This is a genomic window from Kitasatospora sp. NPDC048407, from assembly GCF_043200475.1.
Lineage (GTDB): Bacteria > Actinomycetota > Actinomycetes > Streptomycetales > Streptomycetaceae > Kitasatospora.
In genome coordinates, this window is sequence record NZ_JBICXW010000025.1 from 23,224 (window position 1) to 42,944 (window position 19,721).

Annotated in this window: 14 protein-coding genes and 1 pseudogene; 3 read left to right on the forward strand and 12 right to left on the reverse strand. The window is 66.5% G+C overall.

From position 1 onward, the window contains the following. Window positions 1–57: 57 nt before the first annotated feature. From ACGFWJ_RS31400 to ACGFWJ_RS31455, 12 genes and pseudogenes are all read right to left on the reverse strand, one after another. On the reverse strand, window positions 58–459 hold the full coding sequence (locus ACGFWJ_RS31400) for a hypothetical protein (RefSeq protein WP_392955526.1): 402 nt from the start codon (window positions 457–459) through the stop codon (window positions 58–60). A 108-nt stretch (window positions 460–567) separates the two neighbouring features. After that, window positions 568–1,302, reverse strand: coding sequence for a hypothetical protein (locus tag ACGFWJ_RS31405; RefSeq protein ID WP_392955528.1), 735 nt, complete (start codon window positions 1,300–1,302; stop codon window positions 568–570). Between the two features lie 529 nt (window positions 1,303–1,831). Continuing rightward, entirely contained in the window at window positions 1,832–3,073 is a 1,242-nt protein-coding gene (locus ACGFWJ_RS31410; protein ID WP_392955530.1) for a hypothetical protein, read from the reverse strand. A 316-nt stretch (window positions 3,074–3,389) separates the two neighbouring features. Further along, window positions 3,390–3,587, reverse strand: coding sequence for an IS3 family transposase (locus ACGFWJ_RS31415; protein ID WP_392955532.1), 198 nt, complete (start codon window positions 3,585–3,587; stop codon window positions 3,390–3,392). After that, window positions 3,512–4,261, reverse strand: a complete 750-nt coding sequence (locus ACGFWJ_RS31420; protein WP_392955533.1) for an IS3 family transposase — start codon at window positions 4,259–4,261, stop codon at window positions 3,512–3,514. Before ACGFWJ_RS31420 ends, ACGFWJ_RS31415 begins: the two co-directional genes overlap by 76 nt. After that, window positions 4,258–4,527 (reverse strand): annotated as a pseudogene (locus tag ACGFWJ_RS31425) (transposase); the annotation flags it as partial. The gene ACGFWJ_RS31420 and the pseudogene ACGFWJ_RS31425, both read right to left, overlap by 4 nt. Window positions 4,528–4,657: 130 nt before the next feature. After that, window positions 4,658–6,136: a UvrD-helicase domain-containing protein gene (locus tag ACGFWJ_RS31430; protein WP_392955534.1), complete on the reverse strand. Its 1,479-nt coding sequence runs from the start codon at window positions 6,134–6,136 to the stop codon at window positions 4,658–4,660. Next, a complete protein-coding gene (locus tag ACGFWJ_RS31435) occupies window positions 6,129–8,141 on the reverse strand; it encodes an ATP-dependent endonuclease (RefSeq protein ID WP_392955536.1) in 2,013 nt (670 codons plus the stop codon). The genes ACGFWJ_RS31430 and ACGFWJ_RS31435 overlap by 8 nt, the downstream gene beginning before the upstream one ends. Before the next feature lie 193 nt (window positions 8,142–8,334). Beyond that, window positions 8,335–11,277, reverse strand: coding sequence for an RNaseH domain-containing protein (locus ACGFWJ_RS31440; protein WP_392955538.1), 2,943 nt, complete (start codon window positions 11,275–11,277; stop codon window positions 8,335–8,337). A gap of 29 nt (window positions 11,278–11,306) precedes the next feature. Continuing rightward, the gene (locus tag ACGFWJ_RS31445; protein ID WP_392955540.1) at window positions 11,307–14,624 is read right to left on the reverse strand and encodes a hypothetical protein; all 3,318 of its coding nucleotides are present in this window, start codon (window positions 14,622–14,624) and stop codon (window positions 11,307–11,309) included. Beyond that, complete coding sequence (locus ACGFWJ_RS31450) at window positions 14,621–15,892, reverse strand: hypothetical protein (RefSeq protein ID WP_392955542.1); 1,272 nt, start codon at window positions 15,890–15,892, stop codon at window positions 14,621–14,623. Before ACGFWJ_RS31450 ends, ACGFWJ_RS31445 begins: the two co-directional genes overlap by 4 nt. A 66-nt stretch (window positions 15,893–15,958) precedes the next feature. Beyond that, window positions 15,959–17,194: a helix-turn-helix transcriptional regulator gene (locus ACGFWJ_RS31455; protein WP_392955544.1), complete on the reverse strand. Its 1,236-nt coding sequence runs from the start codon at window positions 17,192–17,194 to the stop codon at window positions 15,959–15,961. Between the two features lie 507 nt (window positions 17,195–17,701). Between ACGFWJ_RS31455 and ACGFWJ_RS31460 the strand changes: the two genes are divergently transcribed. From ACGFWJ_RS31460 to ACGFWJ_RS31470, 3 genes are all read left to right on the forward strand, one after another. Continuing rightward, window positions 17,702–17,887 (forward strand): hypothetical protein, encoded by a 186-nt coding sequence (locus ACGFWJ_RS31460; RefSeq protein ID WP_392955546.1) that lies wholly within the window; start codon window positions 17,702–17,704, stop codon window positions 17,885–17,887. After that, the gene (locus tag ACGFWJ_RS31465) at window positions 17,884–18,255 is read left to right on the forward strand and encodes a hypothetical protein (protein ID WP_392955548.1); all 372 of its coding nucleotides are present in this window, start codon (window positions 17,884–17,886) and stop codon (window positions 18,253–18,255) included. The genes ACGFWJ_RS31460 and ACGFWJ_RS31465 overlap by 4 nt, the downstream gene beginning before the upstream one ends. A gap of 185 nt (window positions 18,256–18,440) precedes the next feature. Beyond that, window positions 18,441–19,562, forward strand: coding sequence for a tyrosine-type recombinase/integrase (locus ACGFWJ_RS31470; RefSeq protein WP_392955550.1), 1,122 nt, complete (start codon window positions 18,441–18,443; stop codon window positions 19,560–19,562). Window positions 19,563–19,721 lie beyond the last annotated feature (159 nt).

The following is a 19,721-nucleotide window of genomic DNA, read 5'->3' on the forward strand; positions in this document are numbered from 1 at the left end:
AGCCGAGGCGGCTGGGCGGATCGCCTCGACATCGCCAGACCACTGATCCAGCCGTCCCTATGCGCGATCAAACGCCTCCAGGCCGCCGACGGAACCTCGCTCGGGCTGTTCCGCCCTGCGCGCATCGACTCCTTCCGCCTCGCCGACGCCAGCCCCTGGACCACGGAGCAGCACGGCATCGTCAACCAGACCGACGTGCTGCACCCCGACCACCGGCCCCTCGAATGGGTCCCCTACGAGTTCCGCTACCGCTTCCGCTGCAACGACGACGCCTGCCGGGGCCACGACATGGGTCTGCACGACTGGGAAGCCGGCCAGTCGTGGCGCAAGTTCCGCCGCACCTACCCCGCCCACCGGCTCGCCGACGTCCTGCGAGCGCTGGTGGACCAGAACGGTCACGCCCGATCGGGCCACGCACTTCTTCGTCGGCAACATCGCCGCCCGCCCAAAGACGTTCATGCTCCTCGGCGTGTCCAACCCCACGATCGCCGCCCTCACCGCCCCACGCCAGGACGCGCTCTTCTGAACCCGCCCTCGGAGCCCTGGCCAGGGTCGTCAGTCGTATGTTCAGCTGCGTCGCGCGGTCCGGTAGGCGTGCGAGAGTGCCTTCAGGTGTCCGCGGTGCTGCTGATGGAGGTCGATCGGTGTCTGCTGGGCCGTGTCGAGCAGCCACACTCCCTCGCGGAACCGTTCGAAGCCGATGCTCTCCCAGAGAGCAGCGATCTTCTTCTTCGCGCGCCTGCGGTCCGTCTCGGTGGTCTCGTCCCGGCCCTTCGAGTACTCGCCCATCGCCGGGTAGGTGGCAACAGCGCAGCACCCGGGAGACAGTCTGCGGATGGCCTCGGCCGCGATGACCGGTCCCAGGCCGAATCCGCGCCACTGCTTGTCGAGATAGACGCGGTCGAGGACCAGCAGGTCCCCGACCGGGCTTTCGACCTGCCGCTCAAACGCCTTGCAGTAGCCCGACTGGCCGCTCTTGACTCCGCGCAGCACGGTGCTGGCGATGACTTCCAGATCTCCTGACTCGGCGTCGGCGGCGCTCCAGCGGTCACCGTCGGTGTAGTCGCGCAGACGGTAGAGGCGGACCCTGCCGATCACCGGAGCCAGGTCCGGGTCTTGACCGTCGCCGGATCCCTCCTCGTCGTCCTCGTCGTCGAGCGGTGCGAGGACGGAGACGTGCCACTGCTCGAGAGTGTCCTCGTCGTCGTACGGGTCCGCCGGATGCGCGTGGTGGTAGACGAAACGCAAGTAGGCCGGATCGCCGGGGAGTTCAGCGGCTGGTCGGTGCGTGATCGGGGTCATCCGCCAAGGCTACTGAGGGCGTATGACACTGCGCCGTTCGATCGCCGTGCGGCATGTGTAGTTCGCAGATCCCGTGTCATTTTCTCAGTCGCGATGTCATGTGACTGGCCGAACTGACACGGGGTTGAGAATCGCTGGCCACTGCCGCCACTCGTCCGGGTGGCCTTGCCGCAGGTCCGGCGTGGGCGCCTCACACGGATGTGAACGTAGCGCTCAAGGAGGAGGCTGCCGATGATCTGGGGGTGACTCACGGCGGCGGGGCATAGCGCGGCATCGATCATCGTGAGCATGCGGAGCGCGAACGGCGGCCTGGTCGAGAAGCGGGAGTGGACCGCGTCATCGATCGACGGGCTTGCGTCGGCGGGACCCTGGCGGACCTTCCGCTGATATAGGGGCCAGCGGCGTTGCCGGGCACTTACTGGTCCGGCACCGTTCGCGATCACGTCATCTACGAGTCGCGCCTCGAACTGGCGAGGCTCCTCTTCGCTGATTTCGATCCATCCATACGTTCCTACGCTGGTGCCCACGTTCACTCGTTTGGGGACTCCGTTGCCAGCGGGATAGCACACCGCCAGCAGCCGTTCGCGTGGTCGTCCTGGCAGATGTAGCCGATGGCGCCTTCCACGCACCATTCGGCGGCCTCCTCGGACAGCAGGTCAGGCCCGGCATGGAGCAGCCGACGGAATTCCGTGGTGTCCGCAATGTCGGTCGGGCGGTTGGTGAACCATTCGTCGAACCAGGGCTCGTCCCGGTGTATGCGCCAGTGCGCATTCTCCCGGTCGTCGACAGCTGTAAGGAACCGATCGACGATGCGTCCCCAACTCGGTGCTCCGAACCAGCCGTTGTCGAACGCGGAGAGGGACTCGATCAGGGTTCGCAGGCCGAATTCCTTCTCGTGAAGGCGGTACCTTCGCCCCCATGAGACCGCGCCCTGCGCCATCTCCGCGAGGTCTTCTCGCGGATCAGCCTCGTGCGCCGGGTCGTCAGGGTTGTGGCAGGTCAGCCCGATCTCGAGCACGGACTGCCCAGTCGGTAGGACCCGAGACGGGTTGACGATCGCGAGACCGACAGCGATCCAGTCGACATGGTCGAACGACAGCATCGAGCGCACGATCCGGGTGGTTGCCGCGTTGATCCGCATCATCGTGCCGTCGTGCAGCGGGCTCTTCCCTGCATGCCAGTTCTCGACGGGTGTGTTGCGCCACAGGGCGAGCGTGATGCGGGTGGCGGCGAGCCAGAGCAGTGCGTCGTCGTCAAGGTGCCCGAAGCGGTTGGCACACTCTTGGGCGCCGTAGCGGATCAACTCTTGCGGGTTCGGCAGCGTGTGGCTGTCAGACCCTTCAGGCTCAGGCACGTACTCGTAGTCGTCGGCGTACTCGTCGAGGATCTCGCTCAACTCGGCTGCGCTGTAAGCCTCGCGGTACTCGGAGCCGTCCTCGACGGTGTACCTGTCGTGGTCCCATGACACATACACGTCGTCCCAGAGCACGACGTCATCGCACTCGATGGCGTTATCCGTCACAACAGGCCTGATGGTGATCGGCGCAGGACGCCCGTCGGTTCGCTCGCCGTCCTTCTTGGCGGCCCATGCGGTGATGACCCCGAGCGGCTTCGGAAGGAGAGGGCCGACCTCGGTGATGCTGAACGGCTCGTCGTCGTCATCGGTGTCGAACCGGCTGTTGACGAACGCGACCGCCTCGGAGGGCGTGCTGACGATGGACTGGGCACCACTCTCGTTATCGACCACTCGCCACAACGCACTGTTCTTCACGATGCTCTCCGATCGCGGTGAGGGCACCCGGGGCGGGTACGAGGCACCGGGTCGCTCGGCGCTGACTCCAATTATGAGCTGATCAACCCGTGCGTAGTCCCGCAGGTGCTTGGCGGCGATGATGCTCGGGACGTTCGTGCGCAACCTGCTCTTCGCGACCGCGTCGGCACAGCCGAGATCACGCAAAGTGCACCAGCGTTTCCGCGCAACCTGTGCTGCACGCCAACAGGAACTGTAGGGTGTCAGGCCGCGTGGCACGGTCTCAGTCGATGGGGGTGAGCTTGCTCCGCTTTGACGGACACCGTTGGCGTGGCAGTCAGGCCGCCAGAGCGGTCTCGTATTTGGCGGGACTGCGGTAGCCGAGGCTGCTGCGCAGCCTGCGCATATTGTACCAGCCTTCAACCCACTCGAAGATCGCGGTCCGTGCTGCGGCCCGGCTTAGCCACGGGCAGTTGCCGAGCAACTCCCGCTTGAGAGTGGCGAAGAAGGGATCGGCGAGCGAGTTGTCCAGCACTGGCCGGTCCGGCCGACCGACAGTCGAACTCCGACCTCGCTTGCGAGAAAGGCGAATTCACGGCTGGTGTTTTGGCATCCGCGGTCGGAGTGGAAGACGAGGGGCCCGCTCGGGCGGCGGGTTCGGTAGGCGGCCCGCAGCATGTCGGCGACCAGCTCCATCCGCAGGTGGTCCGCGGTGGCCCAGCCGACCACGCGGCGGGAGGCGATGTCGATGACGGTGGCCAGGTAGAGCCAGCCCTCCTCAGTCGGGACGTAGGTGATGTCGCCGCACCAGCACACGTCGAGAACAGCGGCGTCGGGCCGGAAGTCCCGCAGGACCAGGTCCGGCCGGGCGGCAGCCCGCGAGTCCGGGACGGTGGTGCGGTGGCGCCGCCTGCGGTGCCGGCCCGCAAGGCCGGCCTGGCGCATCAGCCGGGCGACCCGACGACGACCGCACCGGTCGCTGTTCTTTCGGAGCGCGGCATGGACTCGCGGGGCTCCGTAGCTTCCGCGTGAGTCCTCGTGGACCTTTGTGATCTTCTCGGTCAGCTCGGCGTCGCGGATCGCGCGGGGACCGGGGACGGCGGTGCGGCGTGCGTAGAAGGCGGTTCGGGAGACCTTGAGCAGTTCACACGCCCGCTTGACGTTGTGACCTGCCTGCTTCTCCGCCTCGATGAGCGGGTGCACCGTCACCGGGTCTCCTGCGCGCAGAAAGCCGTGGCCCTGCGGAGGATGTCCACGTCCTCCCGCAGGCGACAGTTCTCCCTCCGCAACCCCGCCAGCTCCTCGCGCTCGTCGCCGGTCAGGCCGTCGCCCTCGCCGCCATCGACCTGGGCCTGCTTCACCCAGTCCCGTACCGCCGTCTCGGTCAGGTCGAAGTCCTTGGCGACCTGACCGACCGAGCGGTCACCGCGCCGGCACAGCTCGATGATCTCGGCCTTGAACTCCGGCGTGAACGAGCGACGAGGGCGTGGCTTCTTCCCCCATGCTCTCCATGATGGACATCATCCTTCTCGAGGCCGAAGCCCCAGATCAGAGGTGTCCGTCAAACCGAATCAAGCCCACACCTGGCCGCCCACGCACGGGTAGTCAGGAGTCGACGGCGATCGTCTTGCTGCGGGCCCGCGTCAGCGCCACGTACACCTTGCGGTGGTCCTCGTTGGCTTGGTCCAGCCCGAGGCGAAGCGCACCTGCGTCACCCGGCTTGAGGTGGACGGCCACGGCATCCCACTCCCGGCCCTTGGCCTGGTGAGTGGTCAGGCCTGGGATCAGGTTGTCGGTTCCACGCCTGGCTCGGGCGCGGAGGTTGCGCAGGCGCGTGCGGTGACTGTGATGGCGGCCGGGCATCGTTCTGGGTGACTCGGTGGTGACGGCGGCGTGCAAGGCGTCGAGGACGGTGTCCAGAGCCTGCGGGCCAACGAGAGCAGCCAGGACCTCGTCGAGGAGCGGCTCGAGGCGGGAGTGGGCATCGGCGTCCAACTGCAAGGTGGTCAGAGCGTCGTTGGTGTAGACGGCGCGCTCACCGAATGCAGCGCGGGTGAGCTGGTTGAGCAGCAGCGTGGATGCGGCCTCTTGTACGTTGCCGGTCGCTGAGCGGAACGCCAGGGGGAGGACATCGGGGTCGATGTCCCAAAGGGGCTTCCACTCACGTGCCAGGACAGCATCGACGCCGGTGAGCGGTCCGACCTGAACAGTGATGGGTTCACGCTCGCGCAGGGCCGTGGCCAGAGCCTCCTGTTCCGGGGTGCGCCATCGGAAGGAGCGGCTCAACTGCAGTTCGGTTAGGTCGGCTTGCTCGATGAGGCGCGGGACCAGGTCGGGGCGGGCGCCCCGGAATCCGTAGAGGGCCTGCCAGGGATCGCCGACAACCGTGACGGACACGCCGGCGGCAGCGGCGAGTTCAACGAAGTGGAGGTCGAGGTCGTTGGCGTCGAAGATCTCGTCGATGATCAGGGCTCGGGTGGTGGCGGCCAGATACTCGGTCAGACACGCGGAGACGTCGGGCAGGTTCCAGGCGAGTTCGAGGACGGCACGCACGTCGCTGTGGGTGCACCGGCCTTCGTTCACGCCGGCAGTGAAGTCGTGCAGGCTGACGTAGTTGCCCCGGCGCGGGTGATATGTGACGGCAGGGACGAGGATGTTGTCCTGCAGGATGAGCTGAGGCTCGCCGAAAGTGAAGCCAGGGCTGTAGCGGGAGCTCCAGGTGTCGGAGACCTCCAGCTCAGTGTGGCCACCGGGCCAGCGCAGCACGCCTTGGCACAGGAGGTGGGTGAGCAAGTCGCAGATGATGGTGTCGAGGGTGACGATGCGGTGCGGAGGACTGATCGCGGCGCGTCCCCACAGTTGCCGGACGCGCGAGCGCAGTTCGGCGGTGGCGGACCGGGTGAAGCTGACGGCGACGACGGCGCGCCGGTCGCTGGTCACTGCGAAGCGCTGGGCGCCGAACCGGTAGGCCGAGACTGTGGTCTTGCCGGAGCCGGGGGCAGCCTCGATGTAGACCCGGGTCAGTGGTGAGCCCGCCGCTATCAACTGCTGATTTGTCAGGGCGTCAAGGGCCGCGTCAGTCATGGTCGGGCTCCTCGTCGGACCATGGATCACTGGGAGAGATCTTCGGCCATTCTGTGGTGGGAGCCGTCGGCGTTGAAGGTGCCGTGGACCCGGCACCGGTCTGATCGTTGTCTTCTGCTTCCTGCCCTGGCCCTCCTGCGGGCGCGGGATACAGGTAGTCGAACAGGGAGCGCAGGTGAGCAGGAAGGCGCGGAGGCGTGGCACCGACGTTGGCGTCGGCCAACTGCTGGGCGAGCGCGAGTGCGAACTCACCCTTGCGCTTGGAGCCGGGTCCCGCAGATTCAGCAGGCAAGTCGCCCTTGGCCTTGCGGGCGCTTTGAAACAGCGTGTGGACCGTCTCAGGGGTGATCTGTTCCGGGCCAGCGAGACCAATGTCGTCCAAAGCTGCGGCTATGAGCTTCTCGTTGCCCTCGGTGATGGCGGGCTCGAGGGTGGGGTGGCTGGTGAACACCTGGGCAACGTTCGGGTCGTGGTCCGCGATCCACGAGGGATCGGTTGGCGTCTCCTCGAAGCGTTTGTCGCTGTCACGCAGCACGGCGACCCTGGTGCACAGTTCCGCGTCCCGGGTAGCCAGCAGTCGCACTGCCCACGCCCCGACCTTGGTGCCCATCGGAACGATGCTCAGCGCTTCGACGAATGCCTGCTTGTGGGGGTCCGATTCCGCCCATGTCCTGGCGAATTCGCGCAGTACTGCGGCCTCCGTGACGCCCTCGACCAGAACTAGGCGTTCGGCGAAAAGGGCAGCTGAGCGGCTGGTGTCCAGGTGCAGGCGGGCCATCCGCAAGGTCCGGGCCCGGTCGGCCATCGGCACGCTGGCAATGGGACGACAGACGCGGCGGCCATCGTCGGTGCGGCGCAGCACCACGATTTCCTCGGGGTGGGCCGAGGTGATGACGTCAGTGGCATGGCTGGAGAGCACGATCTGCAGCTCCGGACGTTGGAGCACGGTCTTGCGCAGGTAGCGGACCAGGGCGTGTTGCAGTTGGGGGTGCAAGTGAGCTTCGGGTTCTTCGATGACGATGGTGGCGTGGAAGGGGTCGGCGGGGAAGAAGGAGTCCTCGGCCGATTCGGCCTCGGCCTGAGCCTGCTGGAGCTGTTCCCGGGCCTGCTCCGCGGCCGCTTCCTCATCGGCCGGGACGTCCGGACGTATGTCGGTGTCTTGGTGCGGGGCTCCGGTGGCACGCTTGGCCGGGTCTGGGATCGCGGCCAGTGTGACGGCGATGTGGAGAAGGTTGACGTACCCGAGTCCGGAGACCTCCAGTGGGCGGGCGTTTCCGCGCCCCTCGATCACCGCGAGCATCAGTTCGAGGACCCGGGCCAGGTAGGCATCATCGATGACCTGTCCGCGCACATAAGGCCACTGCTGGCTGACGCCGGCAGACAGTGCCGTTAGGTGAGCGCCGATGCGTTCCTCGATGGCAGCGATGACACCGTCCTTGGCCAGGTCCTCCAGCAAGTGTGAGGCACGCGCCCGCAGCGGTACCAGACTGCGGCTGCCGTCGATGCGTTCCTGTTGGGCCCGCAGCAGCTCGATCAGGATCCGGACCTCGCGCCGGGCGAGCTCGTCCAGCGGGTGGCGCCATGCGGGAAGGTAGAGGACCTTGAACGGGTCAGCCGTGCCCAGAGGCCCCTGTATCGGCCCCATCTGGCTGCTGATGGTACCGAGGCTGCGGCCCAGCTGGGTGCTCCACCGCTGCGCGACCTCGCCAGAAGCTACGTGGTGCGCGCGGTGGAGCTGCTGGCCGAGTGGTCCCTCCGCCTCCGGGGCGTCCGCGAGGGTGTACTCGACGGTGATGCTGCGTTCGCCACGGCCCAGTGCGGCCGCGCTGGTACGCGGTAGAAAGGGAAAGCGCTGGGGATGTGCCAGGTAGAGAGCATCGGTCACCGTTGTTTTCCCGGCGCCGTTTGCGCCGATCAGGATGCTGAACCGGCCCGGAAGCCGGCAGTCGATCTCCGCCTCGGCACTGGCACGCAGACCATTGACTCTCACCTGGCTCAGATGCACGCGAGCCGCTCCCCTCTTCAAGACCTCGGCTGTCGCACCCATCATCGCCTGCTACACGGACAGCCAAGCCCCGCAGAGAGAACGGAGTGCTGCGGATCCTTCGGCCGCACCGGCCATCCGATCAGTATTCGCTCTCTCGCCTGTCATCGTGCCCAGCCATCCTGGCTGGGCACGATGACGCGGCGCGCTGAGGCTACTCGTCAGCGTCCTGGTCCCCCGGTTCGTCCGGCGGTGCTGATCGGCGGTACTGGGGGTGGTCGAGGTCCATCTGCTTTGCCGCGTGCAGCGGCACCGCGTACCGGGAACGGTCCGCCCAGGCGATGGTCTGGTGGCACAGCCGCGCGGTGGCGCGGGCCAGCATCGTTCGGTCGATGCCGTCCGCGACGCCGACGGGGTAAATCTCGGTTGCTGTCATGGCCCACCACGGGGTCTTGAGTTGGTTCGTCTCCCGCTCGCCTTCGTCGCCGCCCTTGCCTGGATCGGCGTCCCAGCGGGTGATCTTGCTTCCGAGGTCGCCGCCCTTGGCCTGGTAGTTGCGTGGGACGTTGAACAGGACCCAGAACGGGTATCCGAAGTCCACCTGGGCGCGGTGCAGCTTGGTCGAGGTGAAGTCGATGTCCTCCTTGTCCGTCTCCGGGTCGCTCTCACGGGAAACGGGGACGTACTGGGGAACCTCCGTCGGGGCGACGTTCATCCGGATGACGGCGCTCGGCCTTTTGCGCGGGGCGTTCTTGCCCTTGCCGTACCCGGGTAGCCAGGTACGTGGATCGGTGCTGTCCCCTTCTTCGTAGCTCTGGTTCTCGTTGTGCAGGCCCGTCCACATCCGGCGGCAGGCGTGGCCGTCGACCAAGACGACGTAGCGTGTGCCGGGTTCCAGCTCGTCGCGGACGAGGCTGGCAAGGGCGTCTTCGACCTGGGCGGCGGCCTCCGCCCAGCGTTCCTTGTCCGTCTGGCCCTTGCCGTCGACGTGCAGGGCATAGTCGCTCGCGTGGAAGGCCGCGATCGCCTCCCGGTAGGGCACCCATGCCCCGATCAGGGGGGTCCACGCCCGCAGTATCCAGGCACCCTCTTCCTCTTCCGGCGGGAACAGGGCCGTGGCGATGATAATGCGCTTGGTGTGCTTGCCGTCAGCCGTCTTGGCCTGCCGGCGAGCATGGATGCCGCAGTAGACGAGGCTGCCGGCTTCGTCTCCCTTCCTGTCCTTCGCGATGGCCCGCGCGAGGCGCTGGTCGATGATTCCGAGTGAGCGGTACAGGTCGAGCAGTGCCATGTAGGCGGCGTGGTCCTTCCCGGGCTTCGGGGGGCTGATCTCTGTCGCGGGCTTTCCGAATGATCCTGGCTTCATCCCGCTCGTGAACTGGCAGACGAAGCCCTTCTTGGCTAGGAGACGGCGGACCCGGAACTTCCCGTCGTATCGCTCCGTGCGGAGCAGAAAGGCGTTCCGCTTCTCTCCGTCATTCTTCTTCAGGGACGGAAGCTCGGTCTCGCACCAGACGCCGACCATTACGTGCGAGTCGCTGTCGGCGAAGTCGTCTGCGAAGGCCTTGAACTCCACGGCCCGGTCGATGTCGTCACCATGGGCCAGGAAGCGCTCGGCCTTACGGAAGACTGCGCTGATGCCGGGCGCGAGGGTGATCTCCTCGCCTGGCTGCGGGTCACCGATGGCCGGGCTGTCCGGGAACGCCAGGGAGAGGGCGTTGACCATGCGCAGACGGGTGCTGTGGCGGTACCACAGGCACACGATCCGCAGGTGTTCGAAGCCCTGGGCGTTCACCGATGCGGTGATCTCCTCGGCCGGAGGGAAGCCAATGCTGTGGAGGACCTCGCCGGCCTTGGTCCGGCGGTCCCGCTCCTGCGGGGACATCTTCTGCTTGTCCGTGGGGCGCGGCTCGAAGACCATCGGCTCCACCGCGAAGTCGACCCAGGTGGCTTTCTCCCCCAGCACCTTGGTGACGTGCTCAGCGAGAAGCCGTAGGTGCAGGGTGCCGGGGCCGGTGCCGACAGCGAAGCTGTCGTTCTTCGCCATGAGTGGGCGAATGGCACCGGCGTCAGGGGTGATGAACGTGGGAAAGGTTCCGTCGTCGGCGGCCTTCTGCAGCACCGCGCGCTCCTCCGTGACGCGTGCTTGGAGTTCATGCAGGAGGCTGACGTCCATCTTGTCGCGTGCCAGCAGCTCTAGAGCGCGCTGGTTGACCGCCCGGACGGTGCCGTTGCGGACCAGTTCGGTGTGGAGGATCGGCAGTCCGTCGCTGCCCTGGTGGATGTGCGTCGACTTGGCACGAACCATGTTGCTGTCCACGCGGGTGACGTGGGCGTCCAGGAAGATGACGGGGTCGACGATGTTGGGCTCGGTCTTCATGACCACCGAGAGCCGGGACATCGCGTACTGGGCCTTGGTGGCGGCGTTGACCTCGGTTCCGTCGTCGCGGACGTTGTACTTGCGGCCGAAGGGGGCGTCCCAGGCGATGAGCCCGCCCCTGCTGTCCGGCAGGTAGCTGACCTCGCGCTTGTTCGGATTGGCCTTCCAGCCGATCGTGCGGTTCTTGTGGACCTGGCCGCCGTTGGCGTCGAGCGTGGGGGAGCCGTCTTTCTCCTTGGCGGGGACCTTCTCGGTGATCGGAACAAGGTCGTAGATGGTGAACTTCTGCTCGGCGAGCTTCTTGGAGATCACCCATGGCACGGCGACGTACATCCAGTCGGGGCACTTCGGTTGCTTGCCAGGGGTCGGCTTGAGGAACCGGGTCATCTCGAATTCCTGCTCGGGCGTGCTCGCGATGGCTTCGGCCACTGGCGGCACTTCGAGGAGGACGGCCTGGTCGGTGTTCATCCCCCTGCTGTAGCCGACGATGCACCGGAAGACGTGGCGCAGGGTGTCGTCGTCGATCTTCTCCAGCGAGACCAGGAAGTTGAGGTACTGGTCGAGGTGGACGTATCCGCCGGTCTTGAACTTCAGGTAGGTGATGGCGGTCGAGTACGGCAGGTTCTTCTGCTCGTCGTCCCCGTCGCCCTTCACCTTCTCCCATTCGTCCCGCACGCTCTGCGGGAAGATGCGCACGTACACCTTCTGGCCCTGGACGAGTTCGGGGGTGCAGCGCAGGGTGAGGGTACTCGGGAGGGGTGTGCTGCTGTCGGTCACTGCGGTGGTCTCTTTCGGGGAGCGCTTGGCTATGCGGAAAGGGTGAGGTCGACGCCCGCGTAGGTCAGGAAGGCGTTGACCGCCTCGCCGTACAGTTCGGCCATCTGTCGGCGTTCTTCCGGCCGCCAGCGGGAGGCCATGCGGTCGATGATGCTGGCCAGGTCGGAGCTCCAGGTCTCGTCCTGGAAGGCGTAGTCCACGAAGTGCAGCTCCATGTTGGTGCCGCCGCGCCGGGCGCGGCCGGCGAGCTGGATGAGGGAGACCAGCATCCCGGCGACCATCTGCTCCTGGAGAACGAGGTCCATGGTCGACAGCTGCGGGGAGGAGCGCAGGATGGTGGCCAGATGATCGCGGGCAGCGGCGTGGGCGTTCTGCAGTGCCGCGACAGGGTCAGACGTACCGGATGAGGGCAGGGCGTTGATGCCTGCGGCGTTGACGCTGCCGTACATCCAGGTCGGATCGTCGATGAGCAGCGGGGGTCTCACGCACAGGTAGATGGAGTGGATGGCCGAGCGGAGGTTGACGACGATGTTCAATCCTCTGGCGATGTTAGCCAGCGGGGCGACCAGGATGTCGCCGAATTCGGGGAACTCCTCGACCTCTTCGACGGTGATGCGGCGGACCAGTGTCGGATCGGGGAGGTGCCGGACATTGCTGTGGCGGTCTTCCTCCCGGACGAGGACGCACACCCGGTGGGAGAGCCCTTTTGCCTTGGAGAGACCAGTCGCGATGTGACCGCACTGCTCGTAGCTGTTGGCCGTCAGGATCACGCGGGCGCGGGTCTTGTCCGTCTTGGCCAGGCGGGCGAGTTTCCGCGACAGCTTCGTCTCGTACAGTCGCTCGCCGATTTCGCGCAGTGCTTCGGGCTTGTCGGAGGGGAACTGGCCTGCGATCGGGATGCGCTCCCCGGCTTTTCGGTGGCCGCTCCCGTAGGTGACGGCCGAGGACTCGACCAGGATGGACTCTTCCTGCGCGTCGGTCATCCACCACATCACGGGGGCGTGGATGTGCTCCTTGACCGCCTGGGGGAAGTAGGCCGTGGCGGAGAGCCCAAAGACGGGCCGTTCCACGCCTGCGGTGATCAGCGAGACCAGTCCGCCGAGTTCCGACACGTAGGTGTGCGGGTCACCGGCCATGTGCTGGGCGGAGAGTTTGGCGTCCTTCTCCGGGTTCTTCATACCGGTGACCCGGTACCCGTTGATGGGTTTGCCGATCGTTCCGTGCGGAAGCACATCGGCAATGCCGCCGGAGTGCATGGAGTCGATGATGCTGTTGGCGGAGATCAGACCGGAGTGGCGCAGGGTCTGCGCGGCATCGCGCAGACCAGCCAGGGAGCTGTCCAGTTCGCTCATCAGTGTGCGGATGAGGAGGTGATCGATGGCCCGGTTGCGTGCGCGGCTGTCGCTGACATTCGGGACCAGTTCCTGGTGCAGCCGGAGTTTGAGCGCATCGCGCTGGTTGATACCGCGCGGCGACACGACGGTGCCCAGGATTCTGTTGACCCCTTCCCACTCGGGCTCAAGGAAGAAGGACGTGCGGGCCCGCACGTCGTCCTCGCTGACGTCAAGGGCCGGCACCAGAGCGTCGAGCCGGTCGACGGCCTCACGGGGAAGCGGTTGTCCGTCGCCGACCTCGTACTCGGGGAACAGGATGCTGATGAGCTCGCGGTCCTTGGAACGCGGCAGGCGCCACCCCTCGTAGTCGTATTCGTGCCGAAGCCGAGCGACCCTGGCATCGTCGTGGTGGTTGAGCCGGAACGCCTTGGCACACAGCCCGGTCAGCAGGGACTCGGCCATGAGCCGGACGTGGCTGATCGGTTCGATGAGTTGGTTCTCGAACCGCAGCGGAAGGTACTTGGCCGCGATGTCCAGGGTCTGTGGTTCCGCTGTCCACGGCTGCCGGGAGTGCAGGTCGACGGTGGTGGCGCACCGGTCGACGGCGACGGCCTGGAAGGCGTCGACCTCGTCGATGATGACGAAGTCGCTGGCGCGGAGCACGAATTCGCGAACGGTGACGGAGCGGATCGGGCGGCCGTCGATCTGGATGCCCACCCTCATAGTGCCCTGGATGAAGTTGTGATGGTTGGTGACGATCACCGTGGCGTCAGCGGCCTGGTAGGCAGGGGTGAACTTGCCGCAGGTCGGGATCCAGGGGCAAGCCAGCATGTCTCCGCCGCCACGCAGGCTCAGACAGTTCTCCTTGCCGGGGTGGTAGGTGCCGGCGGAGTCGAGCCAGTGCTGCTGCGCGCACCCGTAGGCAAGGTGGTCGACGTCGCGGAGCCCTCGCTTGCCCCATTCCCCGGGGGCGTCGGGGTCTTCCTTGACCAGGGACGCGTGCTTGAGAGCCCGGTGGTGCCGCGAAGACGGTGACATCAGCGGGGCGCAGGTCGCCAACTGCTCGGTCTTGCCTGCCTCGTGCAGGATCTTGAGATCGCGGCTGATGTCCCATACCGAGGCGAGCGTGGCCTTGACGTCGGGGACGAGCAGAGTGACACGGTGATTGTTGAGCGCGGCCCACGAGCCCAGGAGTCGGACCAGCACGGACTTTCCGGTTCCGGTTGGCGCGTGGAAGATCTGAGTCAGGCCAGCCAAGAGGTCCAGCACGTCGACGGTGTCGGTGTCGCGGGCCTTGAGGCGGTCGAGCAGGCCCGTCAGCACCTTGAGCAGCCAAGGGCCAGTCTCGGTGCTCTCGTACTGGGTGTCCAGGATCCGCGCGATGTCCTTGAGCTCCTGGACGGCGACCCTGATCGTGACGAGGCCTGGCCGGGTGGCGATGCTGGGAAGCGCGTCGTGGCCGAGCGGCTTCGTGAACGACGGGAAGCGAGGGATGGTGACCCGCCCGTGGACGATCTCGTTGCCCTCGGTGCGTTCACTCGTCTCATACATCTGGCCTGGCGCGGCGAAGTCATGGGGCTTGCGTCGGCTGCTCGGCCGCCGGAAGGGCGCGAGAAGGCTCTCGACGTAGCCGAGGTAGTCCCCGCCCAGGTGAGGGCGAGCCGCGGTGGCGGTGAGCGGGTCGCCTGCCAGGGTGAACAACTGGACCGATGCCTCCTCGCCCTCCTCGTCACTGATGTCCATGGCGCCAAGGAGGATCCGGGCTGCGGAGGCGAACCGCCGTTCATCGGCGAGGACGGGGTTGGCGATCTTCATCACCCCGGCCACGAGCAGGCGTTCCTCGCTGCTCAGCTCGGTCCACCGGTCCCACGCCTGTGGTTTGCAGCTGGCGAAGAACGCCGCATAGCGGAATGAGGCCAGGGGCCTGCCGTCGTCGTCGCACTGCGGGAAGTAGTGGGCGGCAAGGGCCAGCGCGGCGCGGATGAAGGAGTCCTTGACGGTCGTCTGGCTCACTCCCACACCACCCCGGCGCTCCGGCAGACCAGTTGAGCGAATTCGGTCATGGTCACGGCTTTCATTCCGTACTTCTCGCAGGTCACGGTCAGCAACGGGATCTGGTCGGCTCGGTGGTCGGGGACGACGAGCCAGTCGGCTCCGCCCTTGTCGCCCTCGTTGCGGTGCAGGCTCTCGGCCAGGACGCGGACATTGGAGTAGTCCTTCACGTCCACGGTGAAGACGTACGCGCTTCCGTCAGGGCCCTTGACCTCGATGCGGTGGTCGTACGCATCGCTCATCGGCCAGAGCATGATGGCCTCGTCCACATCCATCTGTCCGGCGGCCAGCCGCTCCCGCAGAACGGTATGCAGACGCAGCTCATACAGGCCCGGCACACAGGTGTAGCGCCACACGCCGCGTTTGAGCGCCAGATACCCCTCGGTCGGCCTCGCCTCCGGCACGGCACCCGTCGTCCCCAGCCCGAGCGCAGCCTCGTGCGGAGCGGGGGTGTCGGAGCTGTCAGGGTGCAACTGCGGTGCGTCTCCCGTGGTGGGCCAGAACGTGAAACTGGCACCGGTATCGGCATGCCGACCGTAAAGGCAGGCGACTCGGTAGTACTCGCGGCCTGCGGTCACCCGCCTGCTGACCTTCATGGGCCACTTGCACACCGTGCAGGGGAACCACCAGGTGTGGTAGATCGAGTGGTACGGGATCGCCTCGTAGTAGCCGATCGCGTTGAGAGGCAGGTTGCGCTTGTTCAGCTCCTCGGCCGTGCCGGCAGGGCACTCCACCAGGGTGGTGCGGTCCTTGACGTACTGAGCGTCGCCGCGTCCCTTGAGGATCTCGTACATCTGATCCTGGTCGACCTCGTCCTGGAGTTGCTCCTCGGTGAACCGCATCCGGCCGATCCGCCGAAGCCGATTCAGGATCCGGTGCAACTGGGCGGTCTCCCACTGCAGATCGAACGCATTGGCGGTGACGCAGCCCTCCTCGTCGACCACGGGAAAATCGAGATCGTCGAAACCGGATCGGTCCAGCCACGGCGGGAGGAGTCCTTCGATGGGGCCGAGAAGCTTCTGGCGAAAGTCGCCGAACGACAGCGGCACCCCAGGGCCGTACGCGGCGAGCAAGTCTCCGTGGTACCGCATCAGTTTCTCGGCCCGGTGCCTCGGGCTCAGGTCCGGGGCGGTGATCGTCTGACAGGCTTTGATGAAGGTGAAGTTGATCAGCCGGAACGCCTCGAAGTGAGAGAACGTCAGACCGTCGTCATCGACATGGGTCGTCACGGCAGACGACCGTAGAGCACAGGTCTGACAAACCGCCCTGGAACGGCCGCTGACCGCCCGAAATGACTACTCCGCCGTAGGCGCCACGGCTGGGTACATCTCCCTGTAGACGTGCAGGTACGCGGCGATGTGCTGCTGCCCCAGGACGGTGGCGTGCCAACGGTATTCGAGAACATGCGTACCGCCAGGTGCCAGCTGCGGGCACAGCTCGATGAACCCTCTGCTGGGGTGCGCCCGGCGCTTCGGCCGGTAGCCGACGGCAAGGTAGAACAGGGACTTGCCCGAGAGTTCACTCTCGTGGACCCCAGCCGGGCCGGCCGTAGCGACACGCAGCAGAACGCTCCACAGCCATTCGGACAGCAGGTGCACGGGAGGTGGTGGTTCGGCAGGCTCTCCCAACCCGGCGCGGGCGCAGGCGCGGCCACGGCGGGTTATCTCCACCAGCGTGCGCTCCACCTCACCGATCCCGGGAACCTCCACACGGTCCTTGGAAACCTTGATCAGTCCCAACCGGCCCAGGGAGTGGAGCGTTGCGCCCGCGCCCTGATCGTGAACGGCTGCGCTCCGCAGACGTTGCTGAAGACGCGTACGGCCGACCACCTCGGCAGGCCCATTGAGAGCGAACGGTAGCTTCCGCCACTGCGCGGCCGACGGAACGCCTACCCGGCTCTGACGGCGCATCCAAATCTCGGCCTCGGTCATCTGATCATCCCGCAGAATCTCGCCTAGATAGACTCTCTGACGGTCATTCAGCCCCTCCCAGCGCTCGACCGCCCTTGCCGACGGAACCTGATGCTCCTGTTCCGGCAAACTTGGGGGCTCGTCCGCCGGCCGCGTACGCATCCAGGCATCCAGGAGCACACGCACCGGCACCCCATACACGACCGCCAGTTGTTGCACGAGTCGACCTGTGAGCTCCGGTTTCTTCCAGTGCCAGCCGGACACCTGACGATTCCGCTCTAGGCTCCGAATCTTGTGTGCGTCCACGAACAGGTCGCTGCCCGCAGGAGTGTCACGTAGTTGGCTGGCGACCTCCTCAGCGGTGAGACCGGCACCGTAGCGGAGGTCAATCAGCGTCTCGGACCCACTGGGCGTACCAGTGAGGTCAGCGGTGGCACAGCCGAGGGCATCAGCAAGACGCCGCACGTTCCGAGCTTCAGGCGCGTACCTTCCCTCCTCCCAGTACACAACCACGCGGTACGTAACCCCCATGCGATCGGCAAGCTCCTGCGAGGTGAGCCCGGCCTGCTCACGCAACACCCGGATCTTGGTGTGATCAACGGTCAGCAGACGCCTTGGCATGTGCGCCAGAGAAGCTCATTGAAGACTTCATCGCAACTCCTTTACGCCGAACAGGCTGAAGCCTCTCGAGGTCGGCACGCAGCCCGCTCGGCAGGTTCGGGTCGACAGAGCCAAACGGACAGCGCTCGCAGTGCTTGCCGTGGCCGAAGCCGACCGCGGCTCCGCTGCCCTCGGGCAAGTCGGGGGCGTCCGCGGGCAGACCCATCGAGGTGATCAATGATGATCGCCTTCAACCCACCGATCACCTCCTCGTCGGTTCGCCAGCCGCGCAGCGGGTCGAGCATGACCGAGCCCGTGGCCGACCAGTCCTTCCACCTGCGCGGTCTCGACGAGCAGCGGGTGGCCCGGACCCAGCGCATCGCGCTGAGGTCCTCGGCAGCAGTCTCACCGGCCAGAGCTCGACAAGCAGGAACTGCTCGCAGCGGCGTTGGACTCTTCCCACAAACACGGCTTCGATGACCTGCTGGACCGCACGCGCCAATCATTTGCCTCGTCGAACGACGCGAAGTGCGCGACACCCTTTTCAGTTGGAGCATCACGCGCCTTCCCGGCACGGTGTTCACTGACCAGGTGGACTCCCCGGAATTTCTCGCGCGAGACCTCATGCACGAGGCCGGGCGCCATTGGTTCAACGCCGTCCTGGCTGCGGCATCGGTGTCGTTTCCGGAGAATTCTGTCCTCTATTCGCCGTGACAGAAGGCAATACGTCCCGCATTCGGATTCCTTCACGCCTGCTGGGAGTTTTCCCTCATCGCTATCTCAGCGCCCAGGTGGTCGGCATGGACCCGTCTCCGGCGCATGGCTTTCTGTGCGACTACCTGACCGACCAGGGTTGCCTCCTGCGGGACGCTCTGCCGACCCTGGCCGACGCCATCACCCTCTTCACGAGCGTGCCACTGTGCATGCAGCTGTCGAAGGCCGTGACGCAGCCTTGCGATGCACGCCGGGAGCAGTCCATCTGCTCCCCGCCCAGTAGCGGGTGCTCACCGGAAGACGCAGGTCAGGCCGCAAATTCCGCATTGGTGATCGCATGGTGGTCGCAGTCGGCCATCCAGACGTGAAATCTGTAGCCTCGCGGGCTGATCAAGAAAGTCAGGACCGCAGGAGGCAGACGAAAGTGCGCAGTTCGGGGCGGCGGCGGGGCCGCGTCTACCGTCGGTGCGGGTGCCGTAACGCGGCTCGGCGTCAGCTCGGCGCCGGATGCCCGCGCCTGATCGAGGAGGGGCACGGCACGTGGACCTTCGCCGTGGACATTCCCTCGCTCAGCGGTCGCAGGCGCACGGTACGGCGCGGCGGTTTCGAGGACGGCTTCGCCGCCGAGAGCGCGCTGCGACGCTTCCTCGAGGGCCGCCAGCTGGGTTTCGACGCCGACCCGCACGAGACGGTGGCCGCCTACCTGACCAGGTGGCTGAAGTCGATGGAGTTCCTGCTCAAGCCCACCACGTACGCCCGCTACCGCACCTATGTGCTCTGCGAGTTGATCCCCGTGTTCGGCAAGCTGCGTCTGGAGGAGCTCGCCCACGATCACATCGCCGCCTACGCGCACGAGCAGCTCGAGTCCGGCCGCGGCCGCCAGGCCGTCTACCACTGCCTGGCCACGCTCTCCAGCGCCCTGGGGACCGCCGTCCGCACCCACCGGCTCCCCTTCAACGCGGCCCAGCCCCTGCCCATGCGCCGGCCCCGCGCCGACGAGCGAGTGCCCTGGAGCGCGGAGCAGGCCGTCGACTTCCTCACCCGCTGCCGAAACGTCGACCCTGCCTTCGCCGACCTCTTCGAGACCATCATCGGCACCGGGCTACGGCTGGGAGAGGCACTCGGGCTTCAACGTCCCTGCGTTCGGATCGACGACCGCGTCATGTACGTCCGCCACACCCTCTCCGCGATCGACAACCACGAACTCGTCCTGACCGCACCAAAGACGAAGAAGAGCCGCAACTGGGTGCCACTGTCGGAGCGCGTCGCCGCCGCCCTCCAGCGAGCCATGGACCGGAGCACCGCCACCATCAACGGCCACATCTTCCAGGGCGCGGACGGCAAGCCCCTCCACCCGGCCGCGGTCCGCCAGCGCTTCCACGAACTGCGCAAGCAGGCCGGACTCCCCCACGTCACCATCCACGACCTGCGCCACCTCGCCGCCACCCTCGCCCTGGAAGGCAACGTCCCCATGGCCGTCATCTCCAAGACCCTACGGCACTCCACCCTCTCCACCACCGCGAACATCTACAGCCACCTGACCTGGGATGTCGCGATGGCCGCGGTCCACACCATCGAAGCCAGGCTCTGCCTCGTAGAAGCCCGCGCGCGCGGCGTTGACGTCCTCGCCCTCAGCGGCCCGGCACCGAATCCGCTCTTCAGTCACGCCGCCTGACGGCGCTACAGCCACGCCCTTCGCCAAGGGGGCTCACAACACCGGGCACCGGTCCACGGCTGACGCCCCACTCGAGCAACCACTCACAGACGGATGCCGCGGGTCTCACAGGCATGCCCGCCCACAGAAAATCAACGTCGCTCCGACGCCGAACCGCGT

Coding starts and splice junctions, on each gene's coding strand:
- ACGFWJ_RS31400 (WP_392955526.1), bottom strand. CDS start 459: ATGAACGTCTTTGGGCGGGCGGCGATGTTGCCGACGAAGAAGTGCGTG.
- ACGFWJ_RS31405 (WP_392955528.1), bottom strand. CDS start 1,302: ATGACCCCGATCACGCACCGACCAGCCGCTGAACTCCCCGGCGATCCG.
- ACGFWJ_RS31430 (WP_392955534.1), bottom strand. CDS start 6,136: ATGACTGACGCGGCCCTTGACGCCCTGACAAATCAGCAGTTGATAGCG.
- ACGFWJ_RS31455 (WP_392955544.1), bottom strand. CDS start 17,194: ATGCCAAGGCGTCTGCTGACCGTTGATCACACCAAGATCCGGGTGTTG.